Genomic DNA, 13,198 nt, shown 5'->3' with positions numbered 1-13,198 from the left:
CCGGCGATGCGCAGCGGCAGGGCGACGTTGTCGCGGGCGTCGAACTCGGCCAGCAGGTGGTGGAACTGGTAGACGAAGCCGATGCTGGCGAGGCGGATGTGGGTGCGGGCCCGCTCGGGCAGGCCGCCGACGTCCTGGCCGTCGATGCGGATCTCGCCCGAGGTCGGACGCTCCAGCAGGCCGGCGGCGTGCAGCAGGGACGACTTGCCGGAGCCCGACGGGCCGATCAGGCCGACGACCTCGCCGGGCATGACGTCGAGGTCGACGCCCTTGAGCACGGTCAGGGGACCGGCCGCCGACTGATAGGTGCGGGTGACGCCGCGGACCGAGAGGACGGGGGTTCCGCCGGCCTTTGGACCGGCGGCCTTCCTGGGGGCCTTACTCATAGCGCAGGGCCTCCACGGGATCCATTTTGGCGGCCCGCCACGAGGGCAGCAGGCTGGCGACGCAGGACATGAACACCGACCACAGGGTGACCCAGAGAACGTCCCACGGGTCGACCTCGGCCGGGATGGCCTCGAGCATATAGACGTCGGCGTCGAACAGCCGGACCTGGAACAGGGCCTCGAGGAAATGCTGGATGGCCCCGATGTTGAGGCAGAACAGCAGGCCGAGGATCAGACCCGTGACGGTGCCCGCCACGCCGATGGCTGCGCCGGAGATGAAGAAGATGCGCAGCATGGACATCTGGCTGGCCCCGACGGTGCGCAGGATGGCGATGTCCCGGGTCTTGTTCTTCACCAGCATGACGATGCCGGAGATGATGTTCAGGGCGGCGATGGCGACGACCAGGCCGAGGATGATGCTCATGGCGACGCGCTCGACCTTGAGCGCGCCCCAGAAGGCCGCGAGGCGGTCGCGCCAGTCGCTGACGATGGCGCTGACCCCCGCCGCCTCGCGCACCGGGACCAGCAGCTCTCCGACGCGATCGGGCTGGGCCACCTTAAGCTCGATCACGTCCCAGACGCCTTCCTTGCCGAAGAACAACTGGGCCTGCTCCAGCGGCATGAAGATGAAGGCGCGGTCGAAGTCGGCGGTGCCGGAGCTGAAGGTACCGCCGATGCGATAGGTCTTCTCGAGACCGCCCAGGTTGCCGAGGGCGCTGTCGGCGCCGGTCGGAGAATAGAGGCTGATAGGGTCGCCGACGCGCAGGCCCATGCCATCGGCCAGGGCCTTGCCGATCAGGATGTTGTCGCCGCCGTACGCGCCCTGGCCGAACGAGCGCCGGGCTTCGTCGGTCAGGCTGTTGTTGACGTATTCCATGGAGTCGAGGTCGCCGGGGCGGATGCCGCGGACCAGGGCGCCGGTGGTCTGGCCGGCGGCGCGGACGATGCTCTGGCTCTCGGTCAGGGGGGTGACGCTGACGACGCCCGGGACCCTGGCGATACGCTGCACGGCGGCGTCGCGGTCCGGATCGACGAGGATCTGGCCCTGGACGTACATGTGGCCGTTGAAGGACAGCATGCGGTCCAGCAGCTCGTTCCGGAACCCGGCCATGATGCTCATGACCACGATCAGCGCCATCACCGCCAGGGCGATGGCGACGTAGGAGATGATGGCGATCAGGGCGATGCCGCCCTCGCGCCGCCGGGCCCGCAGATAGCGCAGGGCGAGGCCGAACTCCCAGGCCGAGAAGGGGCCGGCGGGTTTGGTCGGCCTGATGGCCGCGGTCTCGTCCGTCATGCGGTCAGCCTCGCCATGGCCTCATCGAGGGACACGGAGATCTTTTCGCCGGTGGCGCGGCGCTTGAGCTCGACGACGCCGTCGGCGAGGCCCTTGGGCCCGATGGTCAGCTGCCACGGCACGCCGATCAGGTCGGCGGTGGCGAATTTGCCCCCGGGGCGCTCGTCGGTGTCGTCGTAGAGCACGTCCTTGCCGGCGGCCTCGAGTTTGGCGACGGCGTCCTCGCAGGCGGCGGAGACGGCCTCGTCGCTGCTGCGCAGGTTGATGACGACGACGTCGAAGGGGGCGACGGCGTCGGGCCAGATGATGCCGCCCTCGTCGTGGCTGGCCTCGATGATGGCGCCCAGCAGGCGCGAGACGCCGACGCCGTAGCTGCCCATGTGGACGTCCGTGTCCTTGCCGTCGGGGCCAGCGACCCGGGCCTTCATCGGGGCGGAGTATTTCGTGCCGAAATAGAAGATGTGGCCGACCTCGATGCCGCGGGCGGACAGGCGGTCGCCTTCGGCCGTCTGGCTCTCGAAGGCGGCGGGATCGTGCATCTCCTCGGTCGCGGCGTAGAGGGAGGTGCGGCCGTCGACGATCGACTGCAGGTCGTCCCAGTCTACATCGGCGCCGGGGGCGGGCATTTCGACCAGCTTGCGGTCGCAGAAGACGGCGCTCTCGCCGGTGTCGGCCAGGACGATGAACTCGTGGGAGAGGTCGCCACCGATCGGACCGGTGTCGGCGCGCATCGGCACCGCCTTCAGCCCCATGCGGGCGAAGGTGTTGAGATAGGCCACGAACATGCGGTTGTAGGCCTTCCGCGCCGAGGCCTCGTCGATGTCGAAGCTGTAGGCGTCCTTCATCAGGAATTCGCGGCCGCGCATGACGCCGAAGCGGGGGCGGCGCTCGTCGCGGAACTTCCACTGGATATGGAAGAGGTTGAGCGGCAGCGCCTTGTAGCTCTTCACGAAGCCCCGGAAGATGTCGGTGATCATCTCCTCATTGGTGGGACCGTAGAGCAGTTCGCGCTCGTGGCGGTCGGTGATGCGCAGCATCTCGGGGCCATAGGCGTCGTAGCGGCCCGACTCGCGCCACAGGTCGGCGAGTTGGAGGGTGGGCATCAGCAGTTCGACGGCCCCTGCCCGCTCCTGCTCCTCGCGCACGATCTGCTCGATCTTCTTCAGCACCCGCAGGCCCAGCGGCAGCCAGGCGTAGATGCCGGCGGCCTCCTGCTTGATCAGACCGGCGCGCAGCATCAGCTGGTGCGAGACGATCTGGGCGTCCGAGGGCGCTTCTTTGAGCGTGGGCAGGAAGTAGCGCGACAGGCGCATGGTCAGAATCCGGCTTGGGAGGCGTGGGACACGAGCTTTAGCCGGGACGACGGGGCGAAAGCTAGGCGGTCAGCGTCAAACGCGCGGATTGGGCCGGGGATGCGGTCAGGGATGCGGAAGCGCGATGCCGTAGCGCGCCGCCAGATAGGGGATGATCGCCTCGTCCTGCAGGAAGCGGCGGCCGGTGGCGGCGCTGGTCTCAGCTTCCGGCCAGTCGAAGGCGCCGTCCAGCACCAGGATCGGGCAGGACTGGTGGTCCTCGCCGACGAGGTCGATGACCGGCTGGCGCGGGCGCGGGAAGTCGAGCCGGGTGATGTCCAGCTGCGTCTTCAGGTCGGGATGGAAGGCCAGCACGCCCTCGATGACGGCGCCGGCGGGGCAGTACCACGGCCCGCCGAGGTCATCGTTCCAGCCCGGATTGACGAGGAAAAGACGGTCGGTCATCGGCTCAGTTCCCACCCGGAGGGGCCAGATCCGGCAAGGGCATCCAGCCGATCCAGATCAACACCATCACCAGGGCCCACAGGACCAGCGAAACCCAGCTGGTGGTGATGAATTTGCGTTTCAGGCGGGGCTGCGTCGGCGCGCCCCACTGGGCCCCGTCGGTCGGACGTTCCTGCGCGTCCTGGGACATGCCCAGCGGCAGGACGGCGAACAGCACCACCCACCAGCAGACGATGTAGATGGCCAGCATGGTGACCGGTCCGATCGGGAAATCCATCAGTGGGCTCCTGCCTTGGGCGTTTCCATCAGTTCGACGAGGACGCCGCCCATATCCTTCGGGTGCACGAAGATGATCGGCGTCCCGTGGGCGCCGATGCGCGGCTCGCCCGTGCCGAGGATGGTCGCGCCCCTGGCGCGCAGGGCGTCGCGGGCGGCGAGGATGTCCTCGACCTCGAAACAGACGTGGTGCTGGCCGCCCTTGGGGTTCTTGGCGAGGAAGCCGTGGATGGGCGAATCGTCGCCGAGCGGCTCGATCAGCTCGATCTGGCTGTTCGGCAGATCGATGAAGCAGACCCGCACGCCCTGGGCCGGGAGGTCGAACGGTTCGTGCGCCTTCGTGGCGCCGAGCAGGTCGCGGTAGAGGGCGACGCTGGCCTCGATGGACGGGGTGGCGACGCCGACGTGGTTCAGTCTTCCGATCATGGAAACGACTTAGCCGTTCCGGAGGCGCGGGAGAAGGCGCGGGGTGTCGCGGATGTCGGACCGCGGGCTCAGTCCCGACCGAAGGCGAAGCCCCGCGGCGCAAAGGGGCCCGGTTCGACGATCCGGCCGCCCGCGGTCCAGCGGAGCGACTCGATCTGCAGCCCCGCCGCCGCCGCGGGCAGGCGGGCGCGCAGGTGAATCGCGGCGCCGGGCGTCAGCCGGGCGGCGCGCGCGCTGACCGGGGCTCCCACAGGCCGCCCCTCGTGGTCGAGGAAACGGATCCGGACCGCCGCCTCGACGCAAGGGACCTCTGCGATATTGGCGAGCACGCCGACCCAGGTCCGGCCGCCGAGGGTCTCGTGCATCACCATACTGCGGGCGAGGACGACGCCGTCGAGGCGGCGGATCGCCCCGATCGCGCCAGTCGGCCCGGGCCGGACGCGCGGCCCGGCCGCGATCTCCGCCGTATTCGCCATTGCCTTGCCTGCCTCCATGGGTGAGGCTCAGACCCTGCCTGGCGCGAGTGGTGAGCGGCATGAGCAACTCCTGAGGTCTTGCTGAAAAATGGCGCCCGGCCGCTTCCGCTTTGAACGCTTTCAGCTCGATATCCACGACCGCCAGCTCCGGCGGGACGATGCGCCGGTGGAGCTGAACGGTCGTTATCTCGACGCCCTCGCCCTGCTGGTCAGCGAGCCGGGGCGGCTGATCTCGAAGGACCGCTTTCACGACGAGGTCTGGCGCGGCGTGCCGGTCACAGACGAGGCCCTGACCCAGTGCATCCGGACGCTGCGGCGTCAGCTCGGAGACGATGCCGGCCGGCCGCGCTTCATCGAGACGGTGCCCAAACACGGCTACCGCTTCATCGCGTCCGTCGAACGGATCGGCGAGGACGCCAGACCGGGGCCGGAGGCGGCGACGCCGGAGGTCGCGGCGCCCGGGGCCGCGGCGGGCGGTTCCTGGACGGAGTTCGGATTGCTGGGCGGCGCAGGCATGGTCGGCGGCGGCGTCGCGGGGGCCTTCGTAGGATTGTTCTACGGCTTCGGCGCCGCGCCCGAGCCGCTGCAGGCGGGCATGGGCGCGGCGTCGGTGCTGCTGGTCCTGATCTGCATCAGCGTCGCGCTCGGGCTGATCGCCGGCGCCGGGGTGGGTTTCGGCATCGCCGCGGCCGGCTTTGCGCCCGACCGGAAATGGCTGTGGAGCCTGCTCGGCGGCGGGGCCGGAGGCCTGTTGATCGGGGCGTTCGGCAAGCTGATCGGCCTCGACGCCTTCAACCTGCTGTTCGGTCAGTCACCCGGCGAGATCACGGGGGCGGCCGAGGGGGCGCTTGTCGGGGCCGCCCTGGGGCTGGGCGCGTGGCTGGCGGGCCGGTTCCCGGGTCCGCCGCGGCGGACGCCGGGATTCGCCGCCGGAGGCCTGGCCGGGGCCGCGGCGGGTCTGATCATTCCCCTGATCGGCGGGCGGCTGATGGGCGGCAGCCTCGATCTGCTGGCGCGCCAATTCCCGCAGTCCCGTCTGAGCCTCGATCCGATCGGCGCGGTGTTCGGCGAGACCGGCTTCGGGCCCGTCAGCCAGGTGGTCACAGGCGGGATCGAGGGCCTGCTGTTCGGCGGCTGCGTGGTCGGGGCGATGATGCTGGCGCGGCGGGCGATGCGCCAGCCCCGGTCCCGATAGCGGCCGGAAGCCAGCCGTCGCTCCTGCTCAGTCCGCGGCGCCGTCCATATCGACCGCTTCGGCCACCAGCCGGCGCCAGACCGGATCGGTGTCGTCGACCAGATCGACGTCCTCGAGCAGCGCCACGGCGGAGTCGCCGTCGGGCAGGATCAGGCCGAGGACGTCCATCTCCTCGCCTTCGGGTCCGAGGTGGCTCTCGGCCTGGACGGCGATCGCGGCCAGTTCGCCGTCGGCCTCCCACCAGATGACCGGCTGGGGCAGATCCATGGCTATGGGTCGGGGATCGGCGGTGTCGGCGAGCGCGAAGACGGCGCGTTTGGCCTGGACGTCCTCCAGCGTCGCCACAGCGCCGGTGAAGGCCTTGAGCCGTGACCAGTCGTCGACGTCGAAGCCGCCGCCGTCCTCGTCGTGTGTATCGTCATCCGGGGTCATCGGGGGCCTCCGTGGCGAAGTGGCCTTTCCGCATACGAGAAAGGGGCCGGCGACCCAAGCCGCCGACCCCTTGATCGATCATCCCGGAAGGGAGGAAGCCTTACTGGCCGCCCGTCATCGAGGCGACTTCGGCGGCGAAGTCGGGGCCCTCGACCTTTTCGACGCCTTCGCCGAGGGCGAGGCGGACGAAGCCGGCGAGGTGCAGGCCGGGGTGGCCCAGTTCCTTGCCGGTGTCAGCGACCAGCTGCTCGATGGTCACGTCCGGGTTCATCACGAACGGCTGCTTGGTCAGCACCACGTCCTTCTGGAATTTGGCGATCTGACCCGAGACGATCTTCTCGATCATGTTCTCGGGACGGCCTTCTTCCTTGGCCTTCTCGGTCAGGACTTCGCGTTCCTTCTCGACGGCGGCCGGGTCCAGATCGTCGGTGTTGAGCGAGAGCGGCGCCGTGGCGGCGACGTGCATGGCGATCTTGCGGCCCAGTTCGCGCAGGGCGGCCTTGTCGCCGCCGCCGTGCAGGGCGACCAGCACGCCGATGCGGCCGAGGCCCGGCGACACCGCGTTGTGAACGTAGGAGGCGACCACGCCTTCGTCGACCGACAGGCGGGCGGCGCGGCGCAGCTGCATGTTCTCGCCGACGGTGGCGATCAGCTGGGTGACCTCGTCCTGGACCGTCTTGCCGGCTTCCAGTTCGGCGCCGTGCAGGCCCTCGACCGTGGCGTGCTCGAGGCCCAGTTCGGCGAACTTCTTGGCGGCGTTCTGGAACAGGTCGTTGCGGGCGACGAAGTCGGTTTCGGCGTTGAACTCGATGGCGGCGCCGACTTCACCAGCGCCGACTTCCTTCGAGGCGACGGCCACGAGGCCTTCAGCGGCGACACGGTCGGCCTTCTTGGCGGCCTTGCTGAGGCCCTTGGCGCGCAGCCAGTCGATCGCGGCGTTGATGTCGCCGTCGGTTTCCTGGAGCGCCTTCTTGCAGTCCATCATGCCGACGCCGGACTTGGCGCGCAGTTCCATCACGAGGGCGGCGGTGATCTCGGCCATGGGTAGTCTCCTTGGGTATGCGTATGCGGGAACGGCCGGGCTGATCTAGCCCGGCCGTATGTCAGTTTCGCCGTCGGGAAAGCGGGTCGGATCTAGACCGCGGCTTCCTCGGTTTCGACGGCGTCGTTGGCCTCCGACGTGGCGGCCTGGGCGGCTTCATCGGCCACGGCCGGTTCGGCGGCGGCGATCATTTCCTCGGCCACGGCTTCCGTGCCGGCCGGAGCGGCGTCTTCAACCTTGGCCTTGGGGGCCTTGGCTTCGCGCAGCATCGGCTCTTCCGGGTTGACCGAAGCGCCCAGGTCCACGCCCGACGAGGCGGCGCCGGCGGCGAGGCCGTCGAGGACGGCGTCGGCGATCAGGTCGCAATAGGTCTGGATGGCGCGGGCGGCGTCGTCGTTGCCCGGGATCGGATAGGTGATGCCGTCCGGATCCGAGTTGGTGTCGAGGATGGCGATGATCGGGATGTTCAGCTTGCGGGCCTCAAGGATGGCGATGGCCTCCTTGTTGGTGTCGATCACGAACATGATGTCGGGGATGCCGCCCATGTCCTTGATGCCGCCCAGCGACAGCTCGAGCTTGTCCTTCTCGCGCTGCAGGTTCAGCAGCTCCTTCTTGACCCGGCCCTCGCCGCCCGACTCCAGCAGGCCTTCCAGCTCGCGCAGGCGGGCGATCGAGCCCGACACGGTGCGCCAGTTGGTCAGGGTGCCGCCGAGCCAGCGGTTGTTCATATAGTACTGGGCGCAGCGCTGGGCGGCCTCGGCGACCGGATCGGCGGCCTGGCGCTTGGTGCCGACGAACAGGACGCGACCGCCCTTGGCGGCGACTTCGCGCACGGCGACCAGGGCCTGGTGCAGCAGCGGGATGGTCTGCGACAGGTCGATGATGTGGATGTTGGAGCGCGAGCCGAAGATGTAGCGGTCCATCTTCGGGTTCCAGCGGTGCGTCTGGTGGCCGAAGTGGGCGCCGGCTTCGAGCAGCGAACGCATGGAGAATTCAGGCAGAGCCATGAGGGTAGTTCCTTTATCCGATTGATCCGCCGCAGGCGCTGTAAAGACCGAAGTCCTCGGATTGGAGCGAACAGGATTTCTCCCTGACCGCGCCACGCCTGCGTGTGAAGTGGGCGGGCATGTAGGCCGGATGCCGGGAAAAGGCAAGCGGCGACCGGGGCTCAGGTCCCGCGCGGCTTGGCCCGGTTGGTCGCTTCAGCCTTCGTCGGGTCCTCGGGCCACGGGTGGCGGGGGTAGCGGCCGCGCATGTCGGCGCGCACGGCCGCCCAGCTGCCGGCCCAGAAGCCGGGCAGGTCCTTCGTCACCTGCACCGGACGCCGGGCGGGGGACAGCAGGGCCAGGGTCAGCGGGACGCGGCCGCCGGCGACGGCGGGATGGGTCGTGACGCCGAACAGTTCCTGCACCCGGATGTCGACACGAGGACCGCCCTCGGCGGCGTAGTCGATGGCGGCCGAGCCGAGGGGCGTCTCCAGCCGGGCCGGGGCGAGGTCGTCGAGGGCGCGCTGGCGGTCCCACGGGATGAGGGTGCGCAGGCCCTGCTCAAGGGCGGCGTCCGAGATGGCGTCGAGCGACTGGACGCCGTCCAGCAGCGGCCACAGCCAGGTTTCGCATTGGTCGCTGAGGCCGGCTTCCGACACGTCAGGCCAAGCCTCGTCGAGGCCGCGCAGGAAGGTCAGCCGGGCGCGCAGGGCCGAGGCGCGCTCGCCCCAGCGCAGGGCCTTGAGACCGTCGTGCTCGACTTCGCTCCGAAGGGCGGCGGTGATGGCGGCCCGATCGGGCGCGCCCATGATCTTCTCGTCGACCACGATCGCGCCGACACGACGGATGCGCTTGAGGACCATCCGTCCGGAGGGCTCGCGGGTCAGCCGGTCCTCGATTTCGAGACGGTGTTCGAGGGCGGCGGGATCAAGCGGCGCGGCGAGGCGAATGCGGTCCCGGGCGTCTCCCCCACCGAGCTCCGCTACCGCGAGCCACGGCTCGCGCGCCAGCAGGTCGGTCGGGTCGAGAAAAGCGCCGCGCCCGGAAGCCAGAAGGAATTCGCCGGGCTTGCCGCGCGCCCTGGCGACGCGCTCGGGGAAGGCTTCGGCCAGCAGGGCGCCGGGATCGGCCTCTCCCCCCTGCCCGGCCCCGGCGGCGCGGGTCCAGCGGTCGGCCAGCTTCAGCGCGTCGCGGGCGCGTTGTGAGCGGTCGCGCTCAAGGCCCCGCAGGCGCTCGCGCAGATCCGGGTCGTTCCCGCCGAGACCCGGCTCGGACAGCACCGCGGCGAGGCGCGCGCCGAGCGCGGCGTCGCCGGCGTCGCTGGCCACAGCGATCATGTGCGCCAGACGGGGCGGCAGCGGGATGCGGGTGAGGCGGCGGCCGTGGTCGGTCAGGCCGCCGGTCCCGTCGAGCGCGTCGAGGCGCTGAAGGACCTTCCGGGCCTCGGCGAAGGCGCCGGCGGGGGGCTGATCCAGCAGGGCCAGCCCCCCGGTCGTCCGCGCGCCCCAGCGGGCGAGGTCGAGGGCGAAGGCGGTCAGATCGGCCTCGAGAATTTCGGGACGCTGATGCGGGACAAGGCCGCGGGTCTGTTCCTCGTCCCACAGTCGGTAGCAGACGCCCGGCTCCGTCCGCCCGGCCCGGCCGCGCCGCTGTTCGGCCGAGGAGCGGCTGACGCGGACGGTGGCGAGGCGGGTCAGGCCGCTGGACGGCTCGAACCGGGGCACGCGCGACAGGCCGCCGTCGATGACCACGCGTACGCCCTCGATGGTCAGGCTGGTCTCGGCCACCGAGGTGGCGAGAACGACCTTGCGACGGCCCGGCGCGGCGGGCTCGATGGCGCGATCCTGAACCGCCTTGTCGAGGGCCCCGTAGAGCGGGACGACGTCGACAGCGGGGTCGCGCAGGCGCCCGGCCAGCCGCTGGGCGACGCGATGGATCTCGCCCTGCCCCGGCAGGAAGGCCAGCACGGACCCGGTCTCCTCGCCAAGCGCCTGAGATATGGCGCGGGCCATGGCGTCCTCGAACCGTTCGGCGGCGTTGCGGCCGGAATAGCGGGTCTCGACCGGGAACATCCGCCCCTCGGCCTCGATCACCGGGGCGTCGTGCAGCAGCCGGGAGACGCCGGCGATGTCCAGGGTCGCGGACATGACCAGCAGACGCAGATCCTCGCGCAGCAGGGACTGGCTTTCGCGCGCCAGGGCGAGACCGAGGTCGGCGTCGAGGCTCCGCTCGTGGAATTCGTCGAACAGCACGGCCCCGACACCCTCGAGGCCGGGATCGTCCAGAATCATCCGGGTGAAGACGCCCTCGGTGATGACCTCGATCCGCGTCCTGGGCCCGATGCGGCTCTGCAGCCGGGTGCGATAGCCGACCGTCTCGCCAGTGGTCTCGCCGAGGGTCGCGGCCATCCGCTCGGCCGCGGCGCGCGCCGCCAGCCGCCGGGGTTCCAGCACCAGCACCTTGCCGCCGGCCGGCCACGGCTGGTCCAGCAGCGCCAACGGCACGACGGTGGTCTTGCCCGCCCCGGGCGGCGCCGCCAGAACGGCCGCATTCGTCGCGGCGAGGGCGGCCTTCAGCGCTTCGAGGACGGAATGGATGGGCAGCATCCGCTGCGGTCTACCCGCAACGAACGGGGTCACGAAAGCGTCGTCGGTCGTTCACCGATTGGAAACCGCGTTGCCAGCGCGAACAAGCGCCGCTAGCGTCCGCGCCAAGCCGCAGAGGGCGGCACGAAGTCGGAGGGGTAATTCATGTGGCGCGTTAAGTCGCTCGACGCGATCCTGGCCACGGCCGAGAGAAAATCGCTTCATCGCTCGCTCGGCCCGGTTCAACTGACCTTGCTGGGCGTCGGAGCCATCATCGGCACCGGCATTTTTGTCCTGACCGCGGCGGCCGCCCAGAAGGCCGGCCCGGGCATGATGTGGTCGTTCGTGATCGCGGGCGCCGTCTGCGCCGTGGCCGCGCTCTGCTATTCGGAACTGGCCTCGATGGCCCCGGTGTCGGGCTCGGCCTACACCTATACCTATGCGGTGATGGGCGAACTGCTGGCCTGGATGGTCGGCTGGGCTCTGATCCTGGAATACGCCGTGGCGGCCTCGGCCGTGTCGGTGGGCTGGTCAGGCTATGTGCTGGGTCTGATCGAGAACGCCATGGGGTTCGACTGGCCTGACCTGTTACAGGCCGGACCGGCCTGGAGCATGAACGGCTTCATCCCTACGCCTGACTTCTCGGTTGGCATCGTCAACATCCCGGCGATCATCGTGGCCTTGGCCGTGACCCTGCTGCTGATGATCGGCACCACGGAAAGCGCCCGCGTCAACGCCATCCTGGTGGCCATCAAGGTGGCCGCCCTGACGGCCTTCATCGTCCTGACCCTGCCGGTCATCAAGGCCGCCAACTTCCAGCCCTTCGCGCCCAATGGCCTGTTCGGCGAGTCGTCGGGCATGGGCATCATCGGCGCCGCGGCGTCGATCTTCTTCGCCTACGTCGGCTTCGACGCGGTCTCGACCGCCGCCGAGGAGACCAAGAACCCGCAGCGCAACGTCCCGATCGGCCTGATCGGCTCGCTGGCCATCTGCACCGTCTTCTACCTGCTGGTCGCGGTCGGCGCGGTCGGCGCCATGGGCGCCCAGCCCGTGCTCGGCGCCGCCGGCGAAGCCGTCCAGCCGGGCTCGCCCGGCTTCATCGCGGCCTGCCAGCTGGCCGAGAACGCCAACCAGCTGGTCTGCTCGAACGAGGCCCTCGCCCACGTTCTGCGTCAGATCGACTACCCGGCCGTCGGCAACGCCCTTGGCACCGCCGCCATGCTGGCCCTGCCCTCGGTCATCCTGATGATGATCTACGGCCAGACCCGCATCTTCTTCGTGATGGCGCGCGACGGCCTGCTGCCGGAAGGCCTGGCCAAGGTCCACCCGAAGTGGAAGACGCCCTATATCGTCACCGCCTTCACCGGCATCGCCGTGGCCATCGCCGGGGCCCTGTTCCCGGTCGGCCAGCTGGCCGACATCTCGAACTCGGGCACCCTGTTCGCCTTCTTCATGGTGTCGATCGCGGTGATGATGCTGCGCGTGAAGGAGCCGGGCCGCCGCCGCCCGTTCCGGACGCCGTTCGTCTGGATCATCGCGCCGCTGTCGGCGGCGGGCTGCGCCTTCCTGTTCTGGAACCTGCCGCACGACGCCAAGATGGTGCTGCCGATCTGGGGCGGCATCGGCCTGGTGATCTATCTGCTGTACGGCATCCGCAAGAGCCACCTCGGCCGCGGCATCTTCCAGGTGCCGGAACTGGACGCCGATGCGCCTCCGGGACCGGTTCCGCCCATGCCCGGCGCGCCGTCGCCGACGGACCGGCACGACCACTGATCCCGGCGACGGGTTCGAGCAGAGGCCCGGGAGCGATCCCGGGCCTTTCGCTTTTCCGCGGCCTCCCCTAGAGGCTTGGGCAGAACCTATGCGGATGTGGCGGAACTGGTAGACGCACTGGATTTAGGTTCCAGCGCCGCAAGGCGTGGAGGTTCGAGTCCTCTCATCCGCACCATCTTTGTTGGGCCTATGCTCGCGACGCGGTCGCTCCCGACTTGAGGCCCGCCTTGGGGCGCCTATGCTCACGACTTGAGGCGCGGGAGCTCGCTTTTTCGGCGGGCTTTTTTGATGCGCTGTTTGTTCTTGCTTTGTTCCGCCGCGATGGTATCGTCCCTTCATGGCTGAAGCGGCGAAGGGACGAGGGGCGCGGTCGAATGCGACCGGGCGGTTCGAACCGGAGACCGTGGAGGCCTTCGACGACGGCTGGACCGGCGAGGATGCCGTGGCGGCGCCCCTGCGCACCACCCTGACGCCCGAGCACGCCCGGACGATCATCGCGAAGAACACCAGTCCGGATATCGGCTTCGACCGGTCCATCAACCCCTACAAGGGCTGCGAACATGGCTG

The 13,198-nt window shown here is 69.7% G+C and carries 13 protein-coding genes, 1 tRNA gene and 1 pseudogene; 4 read left to right on the top strand and 11 right to left on the bottom strand.

All coding sequences use genetic code 11. The features are described 5' to 3' along the window. The 7 genes from V6M45_RS08570 to V6M45_RS08540 form a co-directional block, all read right to left on the bottom strand. The coding region (locus tag V6M45_RS08570; protein ID WP_332655503.1) for an ABC transporter ATP-binding protein at positions 1–386 on the bottom strand (386 nt) is incomplete at its 3' end. Then, positions 379–1,683 carry a lipoprotein-releasing ABC transporter permease subunit gene (locus tag V6M45_RS08565; protein WP_332655502.1) on the bottom strand — a complete coding sequence of 435 codons (1,305 nt, stop codon included), beginning with the start codon at positions 1,681–1,683 and terminating at the stop codon, positions 379–381. The genes V6M45_RS08570 and V6M45_RS08565, both read right to left, overlap by 8 nt. Then, positions 1,680–2,996, bottom strand: a complete 1,317-nt coding sequence (proS, locus tag V6M45_RS08560) for a proline--tRNA ligase (RefSeq protein WP_332655501.1) — start codon at positions 2,994–2,996, stop codon at positions 1,680–1,682. The genes V6M45_RS08565 and proS overlap by 4 nt, the downstream gene beginning before the upstream one ends. Before the next feature lie 105 nt (positions 2,997–3,101). Beyond that, on the bottom strand, positions 3,102–3,440 hold the full coding sequence (locus tag V6M45_RS08555; protein WP_332655500.1) for a DUF3088 family protein: 339 nt from the start codon (positions 3,438–3,440) through the stop codon (positions 3,102–3,104). A 4-nt stretch (positions 3,441–3,444) separates the two neighbouring features. After that, positions 3,445–3,717: a DUF1467 family protein gene (locus V6M45_RS08550; RefSeq protein WP_332655499.1), complete on the bottom strand. Its 273-nt coding sequence runs from the start codon at positions 3,715–3,717 to the stop codon at positions 3,445–3,447. Further along, positions 3,717–4,142, bottom strand: coding sequence for a methylmalonyl-CoA epimerase (gene mce / locus V6M45_RS08545; protein ID WP_332655498.1), 426 nt, complete (start codon positions 4,140–4,142; stop codon positions 3,717–3,719). The genes V6M45_RS08550 and mce overlap by 1 nt, the downstream gene beginning before the upstream one ends. A 68-nt stretch (positions 4,143–4,210) precedes the next feature. Then, entirely contained in the window at positions 4,211–4,618 is a 408-nt protein-coding gene (locus V6M45_RS08540; protein WP_332655497.1) for a hypothetical protein, read from the bottom strand. Positions 4,619–4,706: 88 nt separating this feature from the next. Between V6M45_RS08540 and V6M45_RS08535 the strand changes: the two genes are divergently transcribed. Beyond that, positions 4,707–5,813, top strand: a complete 1,107-nt coding sequence (locus V6M45_RS08535; RefSeq protein WP_332655495.1) for a winged helix-turn-helix domain-containing protein — start codon at positions 4,707–4,709, stop codon at positions 5,811–5,813. Between the two features lie 27 nt (positions 5,814–5,840). Here V6M45_RS08535 and V6M45_RS08530 read toward each other — a convergent pair whose 3' ends face one another. The 4 genes from V6M45_RS08530 to hrpB form a co-directional block, all read right to left on the bottom strand. Then, positions 5,841–6,245 carry a hypothetical protein gene (locus tag V6M45_RS08530; protein ID WP_332655493.1) on the bottom strand — a complete coding sequence of 135 codons (405 nt, stop codon included), beginning with the start codon at positions 6,243–6,245 and terminating at the stop codon, positions 5,841–5,843. Between the two features lie 100 nt (positions 6,246–6,345). Beyond that, positions 6,346–7,287 carry a translation elongation factor Ts gene (tsf, locus tag V6M45_RS08525; protein ID WP_332655491.1) on the bottom strand — a complete coding sequence of 314 codons (942 nt, stop codon included), beginning with the start codon at positions 7,285–7,287 and terminating at the stop codon, positions 6,346–6,348. Between the two features lie 92 nt (positions 7,288–7,379). Beyond that, a complete protein-coding gene (gene rpsB / locus V6M45_RS08520) occupies positions 7,380–8,294 on the bottom strand; it encodes a 30S ribosomal protein S2 (RefSeq protein ID WP_332655489.1) in 915 nt (304 codons plus the stop codon). A gap of 161 nt (positions 8,295–8,455) precedes the next feature. After that, positions 8,456–10,879: an ATP-dependent helicase HrpB gene (gene hrpB, locus V6M45_RS08515; protein ID WP_332655487.1), complete on the bottom strand. Its 2,424-nt coding sequence runs from the start codon at positions 10,877–10,879 to the stop codon at positions 8,456–8,458. Positions 10,880–11,023: 144 nt separating this feature from the next. Here hrpB and V6M45_RS08510 point away from each other — a divergent pair, with 144 nt between their 5' ends. From V6M45_RS08510 to V6M45_RS08500, 3 genes and pseudogenes are all read left to right on the top strand, one after another. Then, positions 11,024–12,631 (top strand): amino acid permease, encoded by a 1,608-nt coding sequence (locus V6M45_RS08510; RefSeq protein ID WP_332655485.1) that lies wholly within the window; start codon positions 11,024–11,026, stop codon positions 12,629–12,631. Between the two features lie 90 nt (positions 12,632–12,721). Then, positions 12,722–12,806 (top strand) — tRNA-Leu (locus V6M45_RS08505). Between the two features lie 162 nt (positions 12,807–12,968). After that, positions 12,969–13,198, top strand: a pseudogene (locus tag V6M45_RS08500) (PA0069 family radical SAM protein); the annotation flags it as partial.

The sequence above is a fragment of the Brevundimonas sp. genome, assembly GCF_036676055.1.
Lineage (GTDB): Bacteria > Pseudomonadota > Alphaproteobacteria > Caulobacterales > Caulobacteraceae > Brevundimonas.
The sequence above is the reverse complement of the archived record's forward strand: the minus strand, read 5'-3'. Positions and strand labels throughout refer to the sequence as shown.